The organism is Helcobacillus massiliensis, from assembly GCF_014191425.1.
Classification (GTDB): Bacteria; Actinomycetota; Actinomycetes; order Actinomycetales; family Dermabacteraceae; genus Helcobacillus; species Helcobacillus massiliensis.
Genome location: NZ_JACHWP010000021.1, coordinates 1 through 18,918, shown reverse-complemented (window position 1 = coordinate 18,918; position 18,918 = coordinate 1). Strand labels below are relative to the sequence as shown.

The 18,918-nt window shown below is 69.6% G+C and carries 16 protein-coding genes; 8 read left to right on the top strand and 8 right to left on the bottom strand.

The window, feature by feature from the left end; translation table 11 throughout:
• A partial coding sequence (locus tag FHX50_RS11415) for an EamA family transporter (RefSeq protein ID WP_183377292.1) occupies window positions 1-1,018 on the bottom strand: 1,018 nt, incomplete at its 3' end.
• A 43-nt stretch (window positions 1,019-1,061) separates the two neighbouring features.
• On the opposite strand from FHX50_RS11415, the gene FHX50_RS11410 reads away from it, so the two are divergent.
• The 4 genes from FHX50_RS11410 to FHX50_RS11395 all read left to right on the top strand — a co-directional run bounded on the left by FHX50_RS11410 (window position 1,062) and on the right by FHX50_RS11395 (window position 4,773).
• Complete coding sequence (locus tag FHX50_RS11410; protein WP_221187363.1) at window positions 1,062-1,919, top strand: rhodanese-like domain-containing protein; 858 nt, start codon at window positions 1,062-1,064, stop codon at window positions 1,917-1,919.
• Window positions 1,916-2,647 carry a hypothetical protein gene (locus FHX50_RS11405; RefSeq protein ID WP_183377291.1) on the top strand — a complete coding sequence of 244 codons (732 nt, stop codon included), beginning with the start codon at window positions 1,916-1,918 and terminating at the stop codon, window positions 2,645-2,647. Before FHX50_RS11410 ends, FHX50_RS11405 begins: the two co-directional genes overlap by 4 nt.
• Before the next feature lie 56 nt (window positions 2,648-2,703).
• Window positions 2,704-3,762: a zinc-binding alcohol dehydrogenase family protein gene (locus tag FHX50_RS11400; RefSeq protein WP_183377290.1), complete on the top strand. Its 1,059-nt coding sequence runs from the start codon at window positions 2,704-2,706 to the stop codon at window positions 3,760-3,762.
• A 69-nt stretch (window positions 3,763-3,831) separates the two neighbouring features.
• Window positions 3,832-4,773 (top strand): NAD(P)-dependent oxidoreductase, encoded by a 942-nt coding sequence (locus tag FHX50_RS11395; protein WP_183377289.1) that lies wholly within the window; start codon window positions 3,832-3,834, stop codon window positions 4,771-4,773.
• 7 nt (window positions 4,774-4,780) lie between these two features.
• Here FHX50_RS11395 and FHX50_RS11390 read toward each other — a convergent pair whose 3' ends face one another.
• Both FHX50_RS11390 and mtnN read right to left on the bottom strand, forming a co-directional pair.
• Window positions 4,781-6,613 (bottom strand): BCCT family transporter, encoded by a 1,833-nt coding sequence (locus FHX50_RS11390; RefSeq protein WP_183377288.1) that lies wholly within the window; start codon window positions 6,611-6,613, stop codon window positions 4,781-4,783.
• A 113-nt stretch (window positions 6,614-6,726) separates the two neighbouring features.
• A complete protein-coding gene (mtnN, locus tag FHX50_RS11385) occupies window positions 6,727-7,458 on the bottom strand; it encodes a 5'-methylthioadenosine/S-adenosylhomocysteine nucleosidase (protein ID WP_246371094.1) in 732 nt (243 codons plus the stop codon).
• Between the two features lie 43 nt (window positions 7,459-7,501).
• On the opposite strand from mtnN, the gene FHX50_RS11380 reads away from it, so the two are divergent.
• Window positions 7,502-8,407: an alpha/beta hydrolase fold domain-containing protein gene (locus FHX50_RS11380; RefSeq protein WP_183377286.1), complete on the top strand. Its 906-nt coding sequence runs from the start codon at window positions 7,502-7,504 to the stop codon at window positions 8,405-8,407.
• A gap of 86 nt (window positions 8,408-8,493) precedes the next feature.
• Here FHX50_RS11380 and FHX50_RS11375 read toward each other — a convergent pair whose 3' ends face one another.
• From FHX50_RS11375 to FHX50_RS11355, 5 genes are all read right to left on the bottom strand, one after another.
• A complete protein-coding gene (locus FHX50_RS11375) occupies window positions 8,494-8,763 on the bottom strand; it encodes a hypothetical protein (protein WP_183377285.1) in 270 nt (89 codons plus the stop codon).
• The gene (argS, locus tag FHX50_RS11370; RefSeq protein WP_183377284.1) at window positions 8,760-10,541 is read right to left on the bottom strand and encodes an arginine--tRNA ligase; all 1,782 of its coding nucleotides are present in this window, start codon (window positions 10,539-10,541) and stop codon (window positions 8,760-8,762) included. The genes FHX50_RS11375 and argS overlap by 4 nt, the downstream gene beginning before the upstream one ends.
• Window positions 10,542-10,692: 151 nt before the next feature.
• Window positions 10,693-11,691 (bottom strand): D-2-hydroxyacid dehydrogenase, encoded by a 999-nt coding sequence (locus FHX50_RS11365; protein WP_183377283.1) that lies wholly within the window; start codon window positions 11,689-11,691, stop codon window positions 10,693-10,695.
• Between the two features lie 14 nt (window positions 11,692-11,705).
• On the bottom strand, window positions 11,706-12,890 hold the full coding sequence (locus FHX50_RS11360) for a PTS sugar transporter subunit IIC (protein ID WP_221187362.1): 1,185 nt from the start codon (window positions 12,888-12,890) through the stop codon (window positions 11,706-11,708).
• 264 nt (window positions 12,891-13,154) lie between these two features.
• A complete protein-coding gene (locus tag FHX50_RS11355) occupies window positions 13,155-14,843 on the bottom strand; it encodes a SulP family inorganic anion transporter (RefSeq protein WP_183377282.1) in 1,689 nt (562 codons plus the stop codon).
• A gap of 330 nt (window positions 14,844-15,173) precedes the next feature.
• Here FHX50_RS11355 and FHX50_RS11350 point away from each other — a divergent pair, with 330 nt between their 5' ends.
• The 3 genes from FHX50_RS11350 to FHX50_RS11340 all read left to right on the top strand — a co-directional run.
• Window positions 15,174-15,659 (top strand): flavin reductase family protein, encoded by a 486-nt coding sequence (locus FHX50_RS11350; protein WP_183377281.1) that lies wholly within the window; start codon window positions 15,174-15,176, stop codon window positions 15,657-15,659.
• A gap of 289 nt (window positions 15,660-15,948) precedes the next feature.
• A complete protein-coding gene (locus tag FHX50_RS11345; protein ID WP_183377280.1) occupies window positions 15,949-17,817 on the top strand; it encodes a DUF7937 domain-containing protein in 1,869 nt (622 codons plus the stop codon).
• A partial coding sequence (locus FHX50_RS11340) for a uracil-xanthine permease family protein (RefSeq protein ID WP_183377279.1) occupies window positions 17,777-18,918 on the top strand: 1,142 nt, incomplete at its 3' end. The genes FHX50_RS11345 and FHX50_RS11340, both read left to right, overlap by 41 nt.

The following is an 18,918-nucleotide window of genomic DNA, read 5'->3' as shown; positions in this document are numbered from 1 at the left end:
TGAGCGGCTCGGTGCTGGCGCCCGCGGCGGGCTGTGCAGCCCGGGCGGCTCTCGCAGCCCGCTCCTCGCGACGACGGGCGCGCCGCTCCGCCCGCGTCTCCGGCGTCCCCGCACGTGCAGCGCGCACATCGCCCCACTTCACCAGGGCAATGCCGATCAGGATGAACACACCGCCCACAAGCTGGATCGACGTCGGCAGCTCGCCCAGCACGAACCACGCGGCGAGCGCCGCCAGCGGCACCTCCACCAGATTCACGAACGCGCCCACCGTTGCGCCCACGAGGCGCAGGCCGAGGATGCCGAACCCGTACGCGCCGATCGTGAACAGCACGAGCATCGCGAGCGGCCACAGCCAGCTCATGGTGCGGCCCGCGAACACCACATCAGCCGTGCGGAACACCGCCGGCATAACCCCCAGCAGGTTCAGCGCCGCGATCACCACCGCGCCGATCGTCATCCCCAGTCCCGTGAACGCGAACGGCGGCAGGCTGATGCTCGACTGAGAGGACACCAGGAAGTAGATCGCCAGGCACACCGCGGCGAGCAGCGCCATCACCACACCGAACCCGGTCAGGTGCGCCCCGCGGAAGTCCAGCACCAGCACCACACCGGCCATGGACACGATCACGCCGAGGAACGTCAGCGCCACCGGCCGCACCCTGGTGGCGGCCCACAGGTAGAAGACGATCATGATCGGCGCGGTCATCTCCAGCAGCAGCGCGACCGTCACGGTCAGCTCCTGCACCGCCACGAAGTAGAACCCCTGGCAGCCCGCCATCGCGGCGAGGCCGTAGATGAGGACGGTGCGCCAATGCTCGCGGACCTCGCCCCACCGGCCCCGCATCTGCCACAGGGTCGGCGCCGCGAGGAGGAGGGATGCGCCGGTGAGGCGCACGAACGCGACCGACCCGGGGGTCCAGCCGGTGGCGTACATCGTCTTGGCGACCGCTCCGGACACGGCGAAGAAGAACGCGGACGCGAGCGTGAACGCGAAACCGAGGACGACCTGTCGTGACATGGGCCAAGTACACCAGACTTCCGGACCGGGGTAGCCTGACACGGTGAATTCTGAAACCGCTCTGCCGCCGATCGTGTCGGCCGGTGACGTCCCGGCCGCTGGTGACGGCGTCGTCATCGCCGACGTCCGCTGGTCCCTCAGCGGCCCGAAGGACGCTGCGACGTTCCGTGAGGAGTACGCCACCGGGCACATTCCCGGAGCGGTCTTCGTGGACCTCGATGACGACCTCAGCGACCACTCCGTCACCGGCGCCGGCCGCCACCCCCTGCCGAGGGAGGACGACTTCGCCGCCACCCGCGCCCGCCTCGGCATCGGCCCCGACACCCGCGTCTACGCGTACGGCACCGACGACCCGGCCGGTGCCGCCCGCCTCGTTCTCATGCTCCGCTTCTCCGGCATCGCCGCCGCCCTCATCGACGGCGGCCTGCCCGCCTACCGCGCCGCTCACCCGGACGTGCCGATGGAGCCCGGCCACAACGACCCGACCCCGGTGGAGACGGTGGAGGAGCCGCTGGTGCGCCTGGTGTCCATCGACGAGGTCGCCTACGCCGCCCACTCCCGCAGCGCCCTGCTGGTGGACGCCCGCGCGCCGGAGCGCTTCCGCGGCGACGTGGAACCGGTGGACCCGCGCGCCGGCCACATCCCCACCGCCGTCAACGTCCCGTACGCCGCGCACCTGCAGGCCGACGGGACCTTCCGCAGCCCGGAGCAGATCCGCCGCACGTTCGAGGACGCGGGCGCGACGGGGGAGCGCATCGTCATCAACTACTGCGGCTCCGGTGTGAGCGCCTGCGTGAACGTCCTCGCGATGGAGCACGCGGGCCTGCGCCACGGCTACCTGTTCCCCGGATCGTTCTCCGAATGGTCCGCTGACCCCCAACGTGAAGTGGAGACCCGATGAAGCGCCGAATCCTCGCCCTTGCGGCCGGCGTCCTCACCCTCAGCAGCTGCGGCATGGTGGACGCCGTCCGCAGCGACAGCCCCGACACCGCGAACTCCAGTCCGGCGTTCGAGGCCACCGAGACGCCCGCCGCCGACGGCAAGGACGCCTCGGACAGCAGCGACGCACCGGCCGACGGGGCCTCCGCGTCGCCCAGTGCCGACGCGCCCGACGGGGCCTCCCCGTCGCCGAGCGCCGACTCCACTGACGGCTCCGGGCCGAGCGATTCGGCGTCCCCGTCGGCCTCCGAGCAGCCGACGCGTGACCGCATCATCCTGCCCGCCGAGGCGTACCGCGGCGCCGGGGGCGACGTGCCCGCGTCCGCGAAGCCGATGACGAACGTCGAGGGTGATGACCCCGCGCTGCAGATCGCGCGGGTGCGCGCCCCCTCCGGCAACATCTGGTGCGATATCGACCCGAAGAACGGCGCCGTGTGCACCGTCAAGGAGATCACCGGGAAGGCGCCGAACCAGAGCATCGTGATCAAGCCCGGCGGTGAGCCCGAGTTCACCGACTCCGGCGCCGTCACCAACGATGACGCCGCGGTGGCTGCGCAGGAGATGCCGTACGGCACGCAGGCGAGCCATGGTGAGTTCGTGTGCGCGTCGGAGACGAACGGCATGACCTGCTGGTCCACGAAGTCCGGTCACGGCGTGTTCCTCAACCGGGACGGCATCACGACCTTCTGACCGGGGCCGACGCTGTTCCTGGACGCATGCCCAGGGATGTCGGAGAGGATGAGGACATGACTTCCATGACTGTTCTCCACGGCGAATCGTTCCTGAGCCACCGCGCCATCGGATGCACCGACAACCTGCCGGTCGAGGACGATGCGGCGCTGGTCGAACAGGACATGCCCACCGCGGACCCCGTCGGCCGCGACCTCCTGGTGGAGGTGCGCGCGGTCTCGGTCAACCCCATCGACGTCAAGCAGCGCCGCAGCGCTCCGACCGACGGCTTCCGCGTCCTCGGCTTCGACGCCGCCGGAGTGGTCCGCGCCGTCGGCGGCGATGCCCGCCGGTTCGAGGTGGGCGACGAGGTCATGTACGCCGGACAGCTCAACCGCGACGGCTCCAACCAGGAGCTGCAGCTGGTGGACGAGCGCATCGTGGGCCGCGCCCCGAAGGACCTCTCCTGGGCGGAGCGCGCGGCCCTGCCGCTGACCAGCCTCACCGCGTTCGAAGCGCTCACCGACAGCCTCGGCCTCACGGAGGAGTCGGAGGGCACCATCCTCGTCAACGGCGCCACCGGCGGTGTCGGCACCGCGATGCTGCAGCTGCTGGAGGCACTGTTCCCCACGGTCACGGTGATTGCGACCGCGTCCAGTGCTGAGAAGGCGGACCTCGTGCGCTCCCTCGGCGCGGAGCACACCGTGGACCACACCGGCGACCTGGCCGAACAGGTCCTCCAGGTCGCCCCGGGCGGCGTGGACTGGATGTTCACCTCGAAGTCCGGGGGCCGCGGCAGCGTGTTCGCGGACCTGATGAAGCCGCGCGGCCACATCGTCGCGATCGATGAGATCGAAGACGTCACCGACCTCATGGCGCTGAAGTCGAAGGCGATCACATGGCATTGGGAGTCGATGTTCGTGCGGCCCCTGTTCCAGACGGATCAGGAGATCACCCGTCAGCACGAGATCCTCGAACAGGTGGCGGACCTCGCCGACGAGGGCCGCATCCGCCCCGTGATGGAGGATGTTCTGCGCCCCATCAGCGCGCAGACCCTGCGGGAGGCGCACCGCCGCGTCGAATCCGGCCGCACCGTCGGCAAGATCGCCCTCGAGGGCTGGGAGCGGGACGAGTAGGACTGGGCGCGAGACGAGCGCTGAGCGCGCTGGGCGGCGGCCGACGGGACCCTGGCTATGGTGTGAGCCATGACAACAAAAGTTCTGATCCCTGATTCCATCGACCTCGACTTGCCGGACGATGACCGCTGGCAGTTCATCACCACGAAGACCGATGAACCGATCCCGGAGGAGCACCTGGACGCCGAGGTGTACGTCCAGTGGATGCAGCCGCAGAACCTGGTGGAGGACGCCGCGAAGCGACTCACCGACGTGAAGCTGGTGCAGACCTTCATGGCCGGCGTGGACGCCGTGAAGAAGGCCGGCTTCTCCGACGACGTCATCCTCACCAACGGTGTGCACCTGCATGACGCCACCGTCAGCGAGCACACCATCGCGCTCACCCTCTACCTGCTGCGCCGCCTGGACGAATCGGTCCGCCAGCAGGAGAAGAAGAACTGGTCGCGCGAGCTCGGCGAAGGCCAGCCGCTGCACCCCGAGGACCGCGTCACCACCCTGATCGGCGCGAACGTGCTGGTGTGGGGCTTCGGCCAGATCTCCCAGCACCTCGCTCCGATCATGAAGGCACTGGGCGCGAACGTCACCGGTGTCGCCTCCACGGCGGGGGAGCGCGCCGGCTTCCCCGTCATCGCCACCGAAGACGTCCACGACCACCTCGCCGACACCGACGTGCTCATCTCCGTGCTGCCGGCGAACGACTCCACGAAGGACCTGCTGAACGCGGATGTCTTCGCCGCGCTGCCGAAGCGGGCCGTGGTCGTCAACGTGGGCCGCGGGCACGCCCTGAACGAGAACGATCTCCTCCGGGCCCTGGAGTCCGGGGAGATCGTGGGGGCCGCGATCGACGTGACCAAGCAGATGCCGCTGCCGGCCGAGTCACCCCTGTGGGATGCCCCGAACCTGCTGATCACGCCGCACGCGGCGGGTGGCCGCCCCGTCGGCGCTGAGGACCGCCTGCTGGCGAACCTCGAAGCGCTCGACGGGAACGGCGACTTCGTCGGGAAGCGCTGAGGGGCCCTCAGCGGTCCTTGGGAGCCCGCTGGCCCTTCGGGGCCTGTGGGCTCTTCGCGTTCCGGGGAGCCTCGCGGCGCTTGCGCTCCTTCGTCTGCATGGAGGAGGCGCGCAGGGCCTCGTGGTCGAGGGCGCCCTCGTCCGTGGTGATCTCGTCGATCACCTGCGTGGTGACGGTGTCGGAGACGGCGCTGACCATTTCGCGCTTGCGCAGCCGCAGCTCGAGGTGCTCCATGTGGTCCACTTCCATGCGCAGGGCCTTGAAGCTGGAGAGCACCATGCCGATCATGACGAACGACCACGGCAGAGCGGCGATGAGGGCGAGTGCCTGCAGGGCGCTCATGCCGGTGTCGTCAGTGCCGGTGGCGGCACCTGCGGCGATCAGGGCACCGGCGATGAGGCCGGAGGAGATCGCCCAGAAGATGCGGGTGATGCGCGGCGGGTTCGGGTTGCCGCCGTGGGCGATCATGTCCATCACGAATGCACCGGAGTCGGCGGAGGTGATGAAGAAGATCGACAGCAGGACGATGGCGATGCCGGCGAGGAGCCCGCCGACGGGCAGGGTGTTCAGCATGTCGAACAGGGCCGTGTCAGCGTTGATGGTTCCGTCGGCCTGCGTGAAGTCCACGCCGTCGAACATTGTCTTGTAGATGGCGGTGCCGCCCATGATCGTGAACCAGAGGATGGTCACGAGGGTGGGCACGAGGAGCACGCCGATGATGAACTCGCGGACGGTGCGGCCGCGGGAGATGCGGGCGATGAACACACCCACGAACGGCGACCAGGACATCCACCAGCCCCAGTAGTTGATGGTCCAGCCGTTCAGCCAGCCGGCGCCGTCCTCACCGTAGAACGGCAGCGTCTGGAACGAGTTGGACAGCAGGCTGGAGAGATAGCCGCCGATGTTGTCCACGAAGTCGCGCAGCAGGAACAGGGTGGGGCCGAGCGCGAGCACGAGGAGGAGGAACACGCCGGCGAGGGCGAGGTTCATGTTGGAGAGGATCTTGATGCCCTTGTCCACACCGGAGGCGGCGGACAGGGTGGCCAGACCCGTGATGACGACGACCAGGATGATCTTCATCGTGGGGGTGCCGTCGAGCAGGCCGAGATGGTCGAGACCGGCGGTGATCTGGTTGACGCCGAAGCCCAGCGACATCGACACACCGAACACGGTGCCGACGATCGCGAGGATGTCCACCAGCTGGCCGATCCACGAGTTCACGTGGCGGCCGAGGAGCGGCTCGAGCGCCCAGCGGATCGTCAGAGGGCGGCCGCGGCGGTGCGCCGCGTAGGCGAGGGCGAGGCCCACCACCACGTAGGTGCCCCAGGCGTGGAAGCCCCAGTGGAGGAACACCTGGTTCATCGCCTCGGTGGCGCGGGCCGGATCGGCGAGGTCCGCGAAGCGCGGTGCGCCGCCGTCCTTCGTGAAGAAGGTGAGCGGCTCAGCGGCGCCCCAGAACACGAGGCCGATGCCCATACCGGCGGCGAACAGCATCGCGAACCAGGAGAACATGCCGTACTCGGGGCGCTCGTCGTCGCCGCCGAGGCGGACGGAGCCGAGGCGGGAGAACGCGATGACGAGGGCCGCGATGACGAAGCCGGTGACGGCGAGGACGTAGTACCAGCCGACGGCGCCGACGAGCTTGTCGTTGATGGTGCCGATGAAATCGTTGAACTGGTTCGGCAGCAGGAGGGCGAAGCCGACCGAGATCAGGATGACGGCGGCGGCGACGCCGAAGACGACCTTCGCGAGGCCGAAGTTCTCACGGTTCTGGGGATCGGGCGCGGGGGAGGAGTCGACGGGCTCGGTCGCCGTCGATTCGGGAGTGGAGGAAGCCATAGACCTATCTCTCGTGATTGGCATAGTGCCTTTTGAGGCTATGGGGGACCCCCCGCGCGTATCAACCCTCTGCCGTCCCGGTCACGTCGCTGTGCCCCGCGTGTCGGCGCTGGTCAGACCAGCAGGTCAGCGCCTGTGAGGACCGCCGCGGCGGATGCTTCGGCGGCGGCGTCCAGCCCGATGGAGAACTCTTCGTCGGCCCGCGGGGAGCACAGGTCGCTGACGCCCCGCATAGCGAGGAAGGGCAGTCCGAACCGTTCGGCGGTGTGCGCCAGCGCGGTGGATTCCATGTCGGCCGAGAGGGCCGACGGGTGCAGTTCTCGCATGGGTTCGGCTTTGTCGGCTGTGACGAACGCGTCCCCGGAGAGCATGAGGCCGCAGCGGACCGCGGCCCCGGTGTCCGCGACGGCGTCGGCGACGGCGCTGGCGGAGGCGTGCCCTTCGAACACGGCAGGTGCGCCCGGCAGCTGGCCGTGGGCGTAGCCGGCGGCGGTGGCGTCGGCCAGGGAGTAGCTGTAGGTCTCTCCGATGACGACGTCGCCCACGTTGATGTCGCTGGCGAGGCCGCCGCAGGAGCCGGCGGAGATGACGATGCGGGGCGCGAACGTGAGGATCGCCCAGGTGGCGGCGGTGGCGGCGGGGGCGGTGCCGATGCCGGTGGTGACCTGCGCGCAGCGGACCTGCTGACCGTTGGCGGTGGTGAGCAGGCCGGTGCGGGCGGTGACGGTGGTGGCGGCGGAGCCGGCGGCCAGGGGGCTCTCCACCTCCTGGACCTGCTGCAGGTGCGGGGTGAAGGCGTCGGCCTCTTCGTGCATAGCGGTGAGGATCAGCAGGTCAATGTGCATGGAACCCATTCAATCATCCAGTGCTGTTCGCTACTGTGGCCGTATGAGCCGCCTCGTTGAGTACCCGAAGATCGCTGTCCGTGCCGTCCGCCAGGCACCCCTGCCGGGCTGGGTGTACACCACCGGCTTCGGGAAGGCGCGGATGGCGACGCCGACGGGGGCGGTGCTGAAGCGCCACGCGGTGGACGTCGCCATGATCAACCGCACCCGCACCGTGTGGCTTGACCGCCACAAGGCTGACAACGGCGTCATCGTCTACCTGCACGGTGGGGCGTATGTGTCGGGGCCGTTCGCGTTCGACTGGCAGTGGCTGTCCGACCAGGCTGACCGCCGTGAATGCGCCGCCGTCCTCATCGACTACCGCTACGCCCCGGACTACCAGCACCCAACGGGTCTGCTGGATGCCGCGGCGGTGATCAAGCGGCTGTCGGCCGACGGGGTCCTCACCGACCTCAACTGGATCCTCGCGGGGCAGAACTCCGGGGCGGGTCTGGCGCTGGCGCTCGCGGATCGACTCGGCACCGGGGAGGCGGAGAAGGCGAACGTTCCGGCGCCGCGCGGCCTGGTGATCATGTCGCCGTGGTGGGACCTGGAGCTGAACAACACGGAGCTGACCGAGACGGAGCAGCGCAACCCGGTGCATGAGCGCCGACTGCTGCAGGCCGCTGCGTCGGCGTACGCGGGCCGCACGCCGCTGGATGATCCGTCGCTGTCGCCGGTGAACGCTGATCTGGCGGCGCTGCCGTCGATCCACCTGTCGGTGGGGCTGAAGGACATCTTCCTGACCGACGCGCGGATCATGCGGATGCAGTTCGAGCGCCAGGACCTGCACGTGGACTACCGCGAGGTGGCAGGGAAGCTGAACGGCCGCCTGCGGATGTCGCGCGGGGCGGATATGGAGCGCCTGCTGCAGGAGCAGGCGGAGTTCATCGACCGCGTCCTCGCCTGACCCGGCGCTCCATCCGGCACCCGTCGGCCTTCCCGCCGTCGCGCGGGCAGCGTTCTCCGCGCCAGCCGCGGGCAGGGTGCGCCGGGTCAGCCGCGGGAGGCGAGCACCCAGGCGAGGCCGATGGACGCAGCGAGCGACCCCATCATGCACAGCAGCACCACACCCATGGTGGCGCCGCCGAGCAGCGTCACGATCAGGACGTACACCAGCAGCGCGGTGATCATGCCGATGGAGCGGAGGAACTCGCCGCCGTCGAAGCGCCGACCGCCGGACATCTGCGTGAGCGCGTGGTGGAACCGCCACGTGAACAGGGCCAGCAGGCCTGCCGTGGCGATGCCGATGACCGCGAGGTTCACATGCGCTCCGGGGCGCTGACGCCCAGCAGGTCCAGACCGGTCACGAGGACCGATTCGGTGAGGTCGGCGAGGGCGAGCCGGCCGGTGCGGACCTCGGCGTCCTCCTCCTTCAGGATCGGGCAGTGCTCGTAGAACCCCATGAACGCCTGCGCGAGGTCGAACAAGTAGGCGGCCATCCGGTGAGGGGCGTAGTCCGCGGCCACGGCGGTCGCCGTCGGCCCGAACTCCAGCAGCTGGAGGGCGAGGGCGCGCTCGGCGTCATCGACCACGCGGGGTGCCGCAGCTGGCGCGGCGGCGCTGTCAGTGGCGGCGCTGTCAACGGCGGCCCCGTCGGCCCCCGACGCCTCAGCGGCGCGGCGACGGATCGAGCGGATCCGCGCCACCGCGTACTGCAGGTACGGCGCGGTGTTGCCCTGCAGGGCGAGCATCCGGTCGAGGTCGAACGTGTAGTCCGAATCATGCGCGGTGGACAGGTCCGCGTACTTGATGCCGCCGATGCCGATCATCTGCGCGATCTGCTCGCGCTCATCCTCCGGCAGGTCCGGGCGGAGCTCGTCGATCACGCCGCGGGCCTTCGCGGTGCCCTCCTGCAGCAGGTCCATGAGGCGCAGGGACGAGCCGGAGCGGGTTCGGAGGATCTTGCCGTCCTCACCGAGCACGGAGCCGATCTTCACGTGCTGGGCGTCGACCGACTCCGGCAGCCACCCGGCCTCGCGGGCGGTCTGGAAGATCATCTGGAAGTGCAGTTCCTGCGCGGTGCCCACCACGTAGGCGATGCGGGTCGCGCCGAGCGTCCGCACGCGGTGGCGGATGGCGGCGAGATCGGTGGTGGCGTAGCCGAAGCCGCCGTCGGACTTCTGGATGATCAGCGGCAGCGGCTGCTCATCGCGGCCGGTGAAGCCGTCGGGGAACACGCAGAGGGCGCCGTCGGAGACGCGGGCGATGCCGGCGTCCTTCAGATCGTCGCAGGTCTGCTGCAGCAGGTCGTTGTAGGAGGATTCGCCGGCGAGGTCGTTATCGGTGAGGGTGACGTCCAGGGTGGAGTAGATGCGGTGGAAGTACTGCTTGGACAGGTCCACGAGGCGGCCCCAGATCTCCAGGGTCTGCTCGTCACCCGACTGCAGGGTGGCGACGCGGGCACGTGCGCGCGTTGCGAACGCCTCGTCGCCGTCGAACTTCTGGCGGGCGGCCTGGTAGAACGCGTTCGGGTCGGTCTCCAGCAGCTTCGCATCCGCGGAGTCCTCGCCCACGTCCAGCAGGTGCTCGATCAGCATGCCGAACGGGGTGCCCCAGTCACCGATGTGGTTCTGGCGGATCACGCGGTGCCCGAGGAACTCCAGGGTGCGGGCGAGCGCATCGCCGACCACGGTGGTGCGCAGATGGCCCACGTGCATCTCCTTCGCCACGTTCGGCGCGGAGTAGTCGATGACCACGGTGTCCGGGGAGGCGGGGACGGCGGCACCCAGGCGCTCATCCGCGGCGATCGCGGCGGTCTCGCCGGCGATCCACTCGGTGGACAGGGTGGTGTTGAGGAACCCGGGGCCGGCGATCTCCGGGGCCGACGCGATCCCCGTCAGGTCCAGGTGCTCCACGATCTGTGCGGCGATGTCCCGCGGCTTCTGCCCCAGCTTCTTCGCCAGCCCCATCGCGGCGTTGCACTGGAAGTCGGAGAAGCGGCCCGGCCGGATGATCGGATCCGCATCGCGGTACTCCTCGCCGAAGGCGGCGGCGAAGGCGTCCTGGAAACGGGAGGCGAGAGCGATATCCGGTGCAGTCATGAGATCCAGCGTAGCCATGCCCCGAAGGCGCTGGGTAGTCATGGCCTGAGGGGTGCGTCACCCCGGCCGCGCTCCTGGACGCGGCTCCGCGCCGAGCCGCACAGGGCGGGCTCGGCGCGGGCATGAAGTGCGCGCTCGGCGCAGGCGGGGGTCAGGCGGGCGAGACCACCGACGGGGCGGTGCCGGTGCGGGCTGCGAGCTCCGCGTTCTCCAGGCCGCCCACCACGAGGTTCTCCACGGCGGTCTCCGTGTAGAACGCCACGTGCGGGGTCATCAGCACATCCTCGCGGTCCAGCAGCTGCTCGAGCACGGGGTCGCCCAGGTCGCGGTCGCTCCAGTCGTACCGGTAGAACTGCGCTTCGTTCTCGTAGGTGTCCAGGGCGGCGCCGCTGAGGTGCCCGGAGTCGAGCGCCGCCAGCAGGGCCTGCGTGTCCAGCAGGCCGCCGCGACCGGAGTTGACCACGATCGCCCCGGGGGCGAGGCGCGCCAGCGCCGCCTGGTCGATCACGTGGTGGGTGGCGGGCATCAGCGGCATGTGCAGGGTGAGCACATCCGCGCCGTCCAGAGCCTCTTCCAGGCTCGGCGCGTACTGGCCGACCTCGGTGAACGCGTCATTCGGGTACGGGTCGTACCCGACCACGGTGGCTCCGAGCGCTGCGAACAGGCGCGCGGTCTGCAGACCGATCGACCCCGTCCCGAGCACGGCCACGCGCAGGGTGGCGAGCTCGCGGCCCAGGAGGCCGCCGAAGCGGAAGTCCCGGTGCTGCAGCTTCTGCTCGATCTGGGCGAAGCGGCGGGTCAGGTAGAGCGCGGAGGTGAGGGCGAACTCGGCGATGGCGTTCGGCGAGTACACCGGCACATTGGTGATGACGATGCCGTGCTTCTGCGCGAGCGCGATGTCGTACATGTCCGTGCCCGCGGTGCGGCTGGAGATCTGACGGATCCCCGCGGCCTGCAGCGCGGCGTACACCTCCGGCTCCGGCGGGATCACCTGCTGAACGGTGAGGGCGTCGAACCCGTCGACCATGCCGACGGTATCGGCGCTGAGGATCTCGGTCGTGGCCTCGACGTCGTGCTGCGGGTGCTCCTGCATCCAGCGGTCGAGGGCGGGGCGTTCGTCGTCACGGATTCCCATGAACAGGATCTTCATATCAGCCAGCTCCTTCAGGCTCGTGCGGGCGAGGCGCCCGCGTCGGTGTCAGCGGATCGGGTGGTCGGTGCACCGCCGGAGGCGGATGCGTCCGGGTCGAGGGGCTCATCGGCAGCGCCCTCGGTGACCGGTGCGCCCTGCGGCGAGAACGCGAAGATGCGGGCCTGGTACACGCCGATCTTCAGGCACAGGGCGTGCACAGCGGCGGCCAGCGCAATCGGGATCACGAAGTAGACAAGGACGAGGATGAGGATCGCGGCGATGCCGCCCTGGTCGAGCTGCTTCGCGGCGGCGATGGGGCCCACGAGACCGGAGTGGCCGAAGCCGGCGGTCTCCGGGGTGCCCTGGATGCCGAGGATGCCGCCCACGAGGCCGGTCAGGCCGCCCACCAGGACGAGCGGGAGGACCATGATCGGGTACTTCAGCAGGTTGCCCATCATCATCTTCATGGCCCCGAGGAACGTGGACCAGGTGACGCCGGCGTTGTTGACGCGGAGGCTGCCGATCATGAGGACCGCGGCGGCAGCGGCGATGCCGAGGCTGGCTGCGCCGGCAGCGGGACCGGTGATGCCGATGGCGAGGGCCACGGCGACCGTGGAGATCGGGGAGACGATCATGACGGCGAAGATCATCGCGATCAGGACCGACGCGGCCAGGCCCAGGCCCTGGGACGCCGCGATCGTGTTGATCAGCGTGCCGATCGCCGTGGTGATGAAGGTGACGTACGGCAGGGTGAGGATGCCGACGAGGCCGGCGATGCCGCCGCCGATGATCGGCAGGAACAGGACCGTCAGGGACCCGAGCCGGTTGCCGACCCACGCGAGGATGAGGACGGCGACGGACGCGGTGATCATCGTGTTGATGAGGTCGCCGATGCCGACGAGCATGACCCCGTCGGGGCTGAACTTCATCGCTCCGGAGCCGACGAAGCTCGCGGTGCCGACGATCACCGTCTGCACGGCGGTGAAGCCGAACTGCATGCCGATCAGCACGCCCACGATCACCGGCACGGTGAACTGGAGGCCCACGACCACTTGGCCGAGGGTGGTGAACAGGGAGATGTCGGGGAAAAGTCGCGCCAGGAGCTTGAACAGCTCACCTGTGATCGCGTTCGGGATGAGACCGACCACGATGCCGACGGCAGCGCCGTTCAGCACGCGGTCGAGGAACAGTTTCGGTGTCATGGGTGTGTCGAACACGCGAATGCCTTCGTGCTGGAGGGACACGGGAACGGTGTGTGCCCCGGGGGCGTCTTCCTGCGAGGAGCCTCGTGGGCCGGAACAGAAAGAGGACGAGGAAAGAAGGGTCGCTTCTCTGCTCGTCCTGGGTCCAGACTACGGGCGATCCGGGGGCGCTGCGAGGGTCTTCGGTCCCGCGGTCGCAGGAGCATCCCGGCACTTCCGGAGGACCGCGCGAGCGCGCGTCGGAGCCTGCCCCGTCGGCCCCGTCAGCTCGCCCCCGGCTCAGACGGCGGCGCCCTCCTGTGCGGCAGCGGCGCGCTCCGCTTCGCGCTCCCGCACGATCTGACGGGCCTGATTCACCGCATCCGGCATCGACGCGATCACGTAGTCGTCCGGCTGCAGGGAGGACAGCACGCCGGTGCGGTCCGTCAGGCGCTGGTGGCGCGCCTGGATCCCCTTCACGATGACGGTGATGCGGCGGCGGCCGAACGTCTTCACCAGTTCGGACAGGACGCGCGCGCCCGAGGAGTCCATGAAGCGCAGGTGGGACAGCCGCAGGATCACCACGTCCACTTCGTCGACATCGTCGAGGGAGGTGAGGATGCGGTCGCCGATGCCGAAGAACAGGGAGCCGTCGAACTCGATGAGGGCGATGCGCTCATCACCCGGCTCCGCCTCACCCGGCAGCTCCTCCCGGTGCACAACAGAGTTCAGCGACATGGCGCGCAGGGAGAACACCGCAGCAATGGCGATGCCGATCGCGACCGCCCAGATGAGGTCGAACGACACGGTGATCAGCGCCGTCACCACGAACAGGAACGCATCCGAGCGGGACGTGCCGATGATGTCACCGGCAGTGCGGCGATCCACCATCCCCACCGCCGTCATCATGAGGACACCCGCGAGCGCCACCATCGGGATGCGGCCCACGAGATCGGTCGCGAAGTACACCACGGCGGTGAGGAACAGGGCGTGCACGATCGCGGCGACGCGGGTGCGGGCACCGGAGCGCACGGACACGGCGGTGCGGGCGATCGCGCCCGTGGCGGGCATGCCGCCGAACAGGCCCGAAGCGATGCCGGCGAGGCCCTGGCCCACCAGTTCGCGGTCACCGTCATAGGTGCCGGCGGTGGTCATGCCGGAGGCGACGCGGGCGCTCAGCAGCGACTCGATCGCCGTCAGCGCCGCCACCGCGAACGCCGGGCCGATCAGGGACCGCAGCATGTCCGGGTCCAACGGCGGTGCGTGCGGCATCGGCAGCGACGTGGGCAGCTCACCGATGCGCGCCAGGTTCCATCCCGCGAGGTCCACCACGATCGTCACCAGGATGATCGCGATGATGGAGCCCGGGATGCGGGGGTGGATCTTCGGCAGCAGCGTCATGGACGCCACCACGATCGCCACGCAGACCAGGCCGAGGAGGGCATCCGTCGGCCGCACCCCGCTGAGCGACTGGATCGCCGCCACCAGGGCGTTCAGGGACGGTCCCGGCTCCACGCCGAGGGCCGACGGGACCTGCTGCATGAAGATGATGACCGCGATGCCGAGGGTGAACCCTTCGATCACCGGCCAGGGGATGAACGACACGGTCCGCCCCAGGCGGAAGAAACCGGCGACGATGACGATCATCCCGCCCATCACCGCCACGATCGGCAGGGCGATCATGCCGTGGGTTGCGGCGATCGGCGCGAGGATCACGACCATGGCGCCGGTGGGGCCGGAGACCTGCACGTGGGAGCCGCCGAACACGGCGGCGACGAACCCGGCGATGATCGCGGTGATCAGGCCCATTTCGGGGGCGGCGCCGGAGGAGATCGCGAACGCGAGGGCAAGGGGGAGGGCGACGATGCCGACGGTGATGCCGGCGAGGATGTCGCGGGGCCAGCTGGTGGGCAGCTCCCTGTAGTCAGCGGGCTTCGGCAGCAGCCGCTCCACTCCCCACAGGAGGCTCGTCCGCTTCCGCTCGGCCATGACCACTCCAACTCCCCGCTCGCCGGTCAGCAACCGGGTCATTGTCTCAGTCACCGGACGGGCGGGGAAGGGATCTGTGGTCACCCCCTCCCGTCACGCGGCGTCCCCGCCAGCGCAGCGGCCTGCCTGTCGGCGCGGGCGGAACCGCTGTTCTGGGGGAGCCCGGGGAACGGTGTCCACGCAGCGGTGCGCAGGCTGCGGTGCGCACGGAGCAGTGGCCGTGCTGGTCGCGGACCCCCAGGTAGGGTGTCGAGCGGTCCGGTCCCACTGTTCCCCCATCGCCACCCGCAGCACTGCACATCTCAGCCGGCCGAGCCCGAAGGAGTCCTGATGCGCCCCGTCGACACCGTCACCTACCGACGCCTCAGCGATGACATCCCCTCCGGGCTCGCCGTCGCCACCGCGCGGATCGGCCGCTGGGACATCGCCTCCACCATCGACTCGTTCCTCGACGTCTCGTACGACCCGCCCACGATGCTGCTCAGCCTGTACGGCGAGTCCCGCCTCGCCGAAGCGATCGAGGAGGCCGGTACCTGCGCCCTGACCGTGCTGTCCAGTGACCAGCGGGACCTCGCGGACCGCTTCGGCACCTCCGGTCTGCCGCTGCAGGGCATGCTCAACGGCGTCGCGCACGAGCGCGACCCGAACGGCAACGCGGTGCTCACCGGCGGCATCGCCTCGTTCGCTCTGGAGGTGGCGGATGTGCACCAGGCCGCGACGCATCGCCTGATCGTGGGTCGGGTGGTGGCGCTCGCGGACGGCACCGCGATGCGCCCCGCGATCCGCTTCTCCCGCACCCACTACGACATCGTCTGACCGGCAGCCGGTCCGGTCCCAGCCCCGATCCACCCCGCCCCCGGTCCGCATCGGCTGCCTTCAGCAGCGAGGCCGTGTGCAGAAGATGGAGCAGAATCGCCCTTTTGGGTCGTTGACCCGGTGGATCGGCTGATCTGCTCCAGGTTTTGCTCGCAGCCGCGCGCGGACCCCGGCGGCGGGGCCGTCCCCGCGACCTCCCGTGTGATGTGCGTTCACCCGCGCGCCGCGCCTCCATGGCCGAGCAGGGTGCGGGTCCTACACTGGCGAAGGACTCGACAGTGAGGGAGATATGGCTTCGGACAGGAACGCGTCGGACGACGACTGGCTCTTCGCCACCGACGATGGCTTCGTGCCCACCGAAAAGCTGCCCTCCCCGGAGGACTACGCTCGGATGCGTGCACAGCAGGCGCAGCTGGAGGACGACGCTGCCGCCCAGCCCCGTTTGACGCGCCCTGAACGCCCCGCCCCGGTCCGCGTCCCCGACATGCCCGACACCTCCACGCAGGAGATCCCGATCCTCGCGCCCGCGCCGGACACGGCTGCGCCCGCTCAGCCGGCGTCGCCCGCTGAGGAAGAAGCAGCCACCCGCCCCGGCGGCTCCACCGCCGTGCGGGTGCGCCGCGTCGATGACGACCTCGACGGGGAGAGCACCGCCGAGCACGCCGTGGTGAAGGAACCGATCCAGAAGAGCTACGCCCGCTCCGGCACCACCCCCACGGTGGCCCCCGAAGAGCTGAAGGCGTCGATCTCCCTGCCGGTGCAGTTCCGCACCGTTTCGCCCTGGGACGTCGTGCGCGACGCCCTCGCCGTCGTCTCCTTCATCGCCGTGTTCGCCACCACCGTCACCGAATCCGAGCACGTGGTGCTGGACTCCGCGGCCCGCATCGCCGCCGGCATCGGCATCGTCGGAGTGGCCGCCGCGTCGCTGATGCGGTGGAAGGCGAAGGACACGAACTTCCAGGTCATCCAGAACGTCCGCATGCTCTGCCAGATCCCAGCGGTGGTGGCGGTGCTCGGCGTCATCGGCGCTGACTTCGGTGCCTCACTGCCGGACCTCTTCCATCCCCTGCCCGACGGGCCCACGATCGGCGTCGGCGCCGGGGTCGCGCTGCTGGCGCTCGGCGCGACCGTCGGCGGTGAGCCGCCCCGGCACGAGGGCCACACGCCCGGTGAGAAGCAGAAGGGCTGGGCGCGGATGGCGCTGCGGGTCATGCGCGTGCTCGCCTACGCGTCGTTCGCCCTCGCGGTGGTGATGATGATCGGCAAGGCGTTCGCGGGAGCGCACCTGTTCGCGCTGGTGACCCTGTCGCATGCTGTTCCGAGCCTCGCGCTGATCGTCCTGTTCCTCGAGGCGGTTCTGCACCGTCGGCCCTCCTGGTACGTGTTCGAGGTCGGTGCGGTGGGGCTGCTGGTCGCCGGCGCGATCATGGATTCGTCCCTCGAGATGGAGTACGCGGCGCCGCAGTCGTTCTCCACCGGGTACGTGTGGCTGCCGCTGCTGTTCGTCGGCTTCGGCATCGTGATCAACCGGGCGTACGTCCGCTCGATGCCGCTGAGCTTCAGGCGCTCGGACTGGATCATCTACACGGTGCGCGCGTTCGAGTTCTCCCTGATCATGCACGTGGTCGGGTTCGTGTCCGCGCTCGCGTTCGTCGCCGCTGTGTTCCTCGGGTACGACGACGGCACCCCGCTGTCGATCGCCGCGATGAACGCCGCGTTCATGGTGGTGTTCGCCGTCGCCTCGGCTGTGGCCCGCCACGAACTGATGTGCCGCCATGCGGCCAGGGCCCGCACCTCCGGGGTGGTGATCTCGGTGGCGCTGGCGGTCCTCGGGTTCCTCGGCGTGATCGTGAACTCCGTGGTCGCCTCCGCCGGCGGCACCCTGACGAACGGCGGGCTGGCCCTCATCATCGGCATCGCGGCCGGCCTCATGCTGACCGTTCCGGCGCCCGTGCGCGATGAGCACGGCGCACCGAGCCTGGACCGCTGGTTCTCCGAGTTCCGCCACCGCGACCTGACGGGCACGGGCCTGTGGGCCCGCGTCCCGGATGTGGTGCGACGAGACCCGGCAGCGCCGCACATTCCCCACCCTCTCCCGCTGATCGAAGAAGGCACTCATGTTCCGTTGGACCCTGCACGGCAACGGCCGCACTGTTGAACCCGGTCGCGTGGTCGCGCCCGATGAGCGGCTGAACTGGTTCGCCACCATCGGCATCGGCGCCCAGCACGTCATCGCCATGTTCGGCGCCACGTTCCTGGTGCCGCTGCTGACGGGCTTCCCGCCGTCCACCACGCTGCTGTTCTCCGGTCTCGGCACGCTGCTGTTCCTTTTGATCACCCGCAACCGGGTGCCCAGCTACCTCGGGTCCTCGTTCGCGTTCATTGCGCCGATCACCGCCGCGAAGGCCGACGGAGGCATCGGTGTGGCCCTGGGCGGCGTTCTGATGACGGGCGTGATCCTGGCGCTGGTGGGTCTGCTGGTGCAGAAGGTCGGGACCCGGTGGATCGGTCTGCTGATGCCGCCGGTGGTGATGGGGTCGATCGTGGCCCTGATCGGCTTCAACCTGGCGCCCACCGCATACGAGAACTTCCAGAAGTCGACCGTGACGGCGGTGGTGACGCTGGCGGCGGTGGTGCTGTGCACGTCGATCTTCCGGGGCCTGCTGGGCCGCATCTCCGTGCTGATCGGTGTGGCGATCGGCTACGCGGTTGCGGTGGTCCGCGGGGAGGTGGACTTCACGATGGTGAATGAGGCTCCTCTGCTGGGGCTTCCGCAGTTCCACTTCCCGGAGTTCCACCCGTCGGTGCTGCGATGTTCCTGCCGGTGGTGCTGGTGCTTGCTGGCGGAGAACGTGGGGCATGTGCGGTCGCTGTCGCTGATGACCGGGAAGCCGCTGGATCGGATGATGGGCCGCACCCTGTTCTCCGACGGCCTCGCCACGACGCTGTCCGCCACGTTCGGCGGCTCGCCCACCACCACGTACGGCGAGAACATCGGCGTCATGAGCGCCACCCGCGTGTACTCCACGGCCGCGTACTGGGTGGCGGGCATCACGGCGATCCTGCTGGCGATGAGCCCGAAGGTGGGGGCGCTGATCTTCACGATCCCCCCGGGTGTCCTCGGTGGTGTCACGTTCATCCTGTACGGCCTGATCGGCATCGTGGGTGTGCGCATGTGGGTGGACGGCGTGGTGGACTTCTCCCGCCCGAAGAACCAGTTCACGGCGGGTGTGGCGCTCGTGGTGGGCATCGCGAACGT

Bases quoted from the DNA above. Each gene is read 5' to 3' on its own strand.
- FHX50_RS11405 (WP_183377291.1), top strand. From the start codon at position 1,916: ATGAAGCGCCGAATCCTCGCCCTTGCGGCCGGCGTCCTCACCCTCAGC.
- FHX50_RS11400 (WP_183377290.1), top strand. From the start codon at position 2,704: ATGACTTCCATGACTGTTCTCCACGGCGAATCGTTCCTGAGCCACCGC.
- FHX50_RS11395 (WP_183377289.1), top strand. From the start codon at position 3,832: ATGACAACAAAAGTTCTGATCCCTGATTCCATCGACCTCGACTTGCCG.
- FHX50_RS11390 (WP_183377288.1), bottom strand. From the start codon at position 6,613: ATGGCTTCCTCCACTCCCGAATCGACGGCGACCGAGCCCGTCGACTCC.
- mtnN (WP_246371094.1), bottom strand. From the start codon at position 7,458: ATGCACATTGACCTGCTGATCCTCACCGCTATGCACGAAGAGGCCGAC.
- FHX50_RS11380 (WP_183377286.1), top strand. From the start codon at position 7,502: ATGAGCCGCCTCGTTGAGTACCCGAAGATCGCTGTCCGTGCCGTCCGC.
- argS (WP_183377284.1), bottom strand. From the start codon at position 10,541: ATGACTGCACCGGATATCGCTCTCGCCTCCCGTTTCCAGGACGCCTTC.
- FHX50_RS11365 (WP_183377283.1), bottom strand. From the start codon at position 11,691: ATGAAGATCCTGTTCATGGGAATCCGTGACGACGAACGCCCCGCCCTC.
- FHX50_RS11355 (WP_183377282.1), bottom strand. From the start codon at position 14,843: ATGGCCGAGCGGAAGCGGACGAGCCTCCTGTGGGGAGTGGAGCGGCTG.
- FHX50_RS11350 (WP_183377281.1), top strand. From the start codon at position 15,174: ATGCGCCCCGTCGACACCGTCACCTACCGACGCCTCAGCGATGACATC.
- FHX50_RS11345 (WP_183377280.1), top strand. From the start codon at position 15,949: ATGGCTTCGGACAGGAACGCGTCGGACGACGACTGGCTCTTCGCCACC.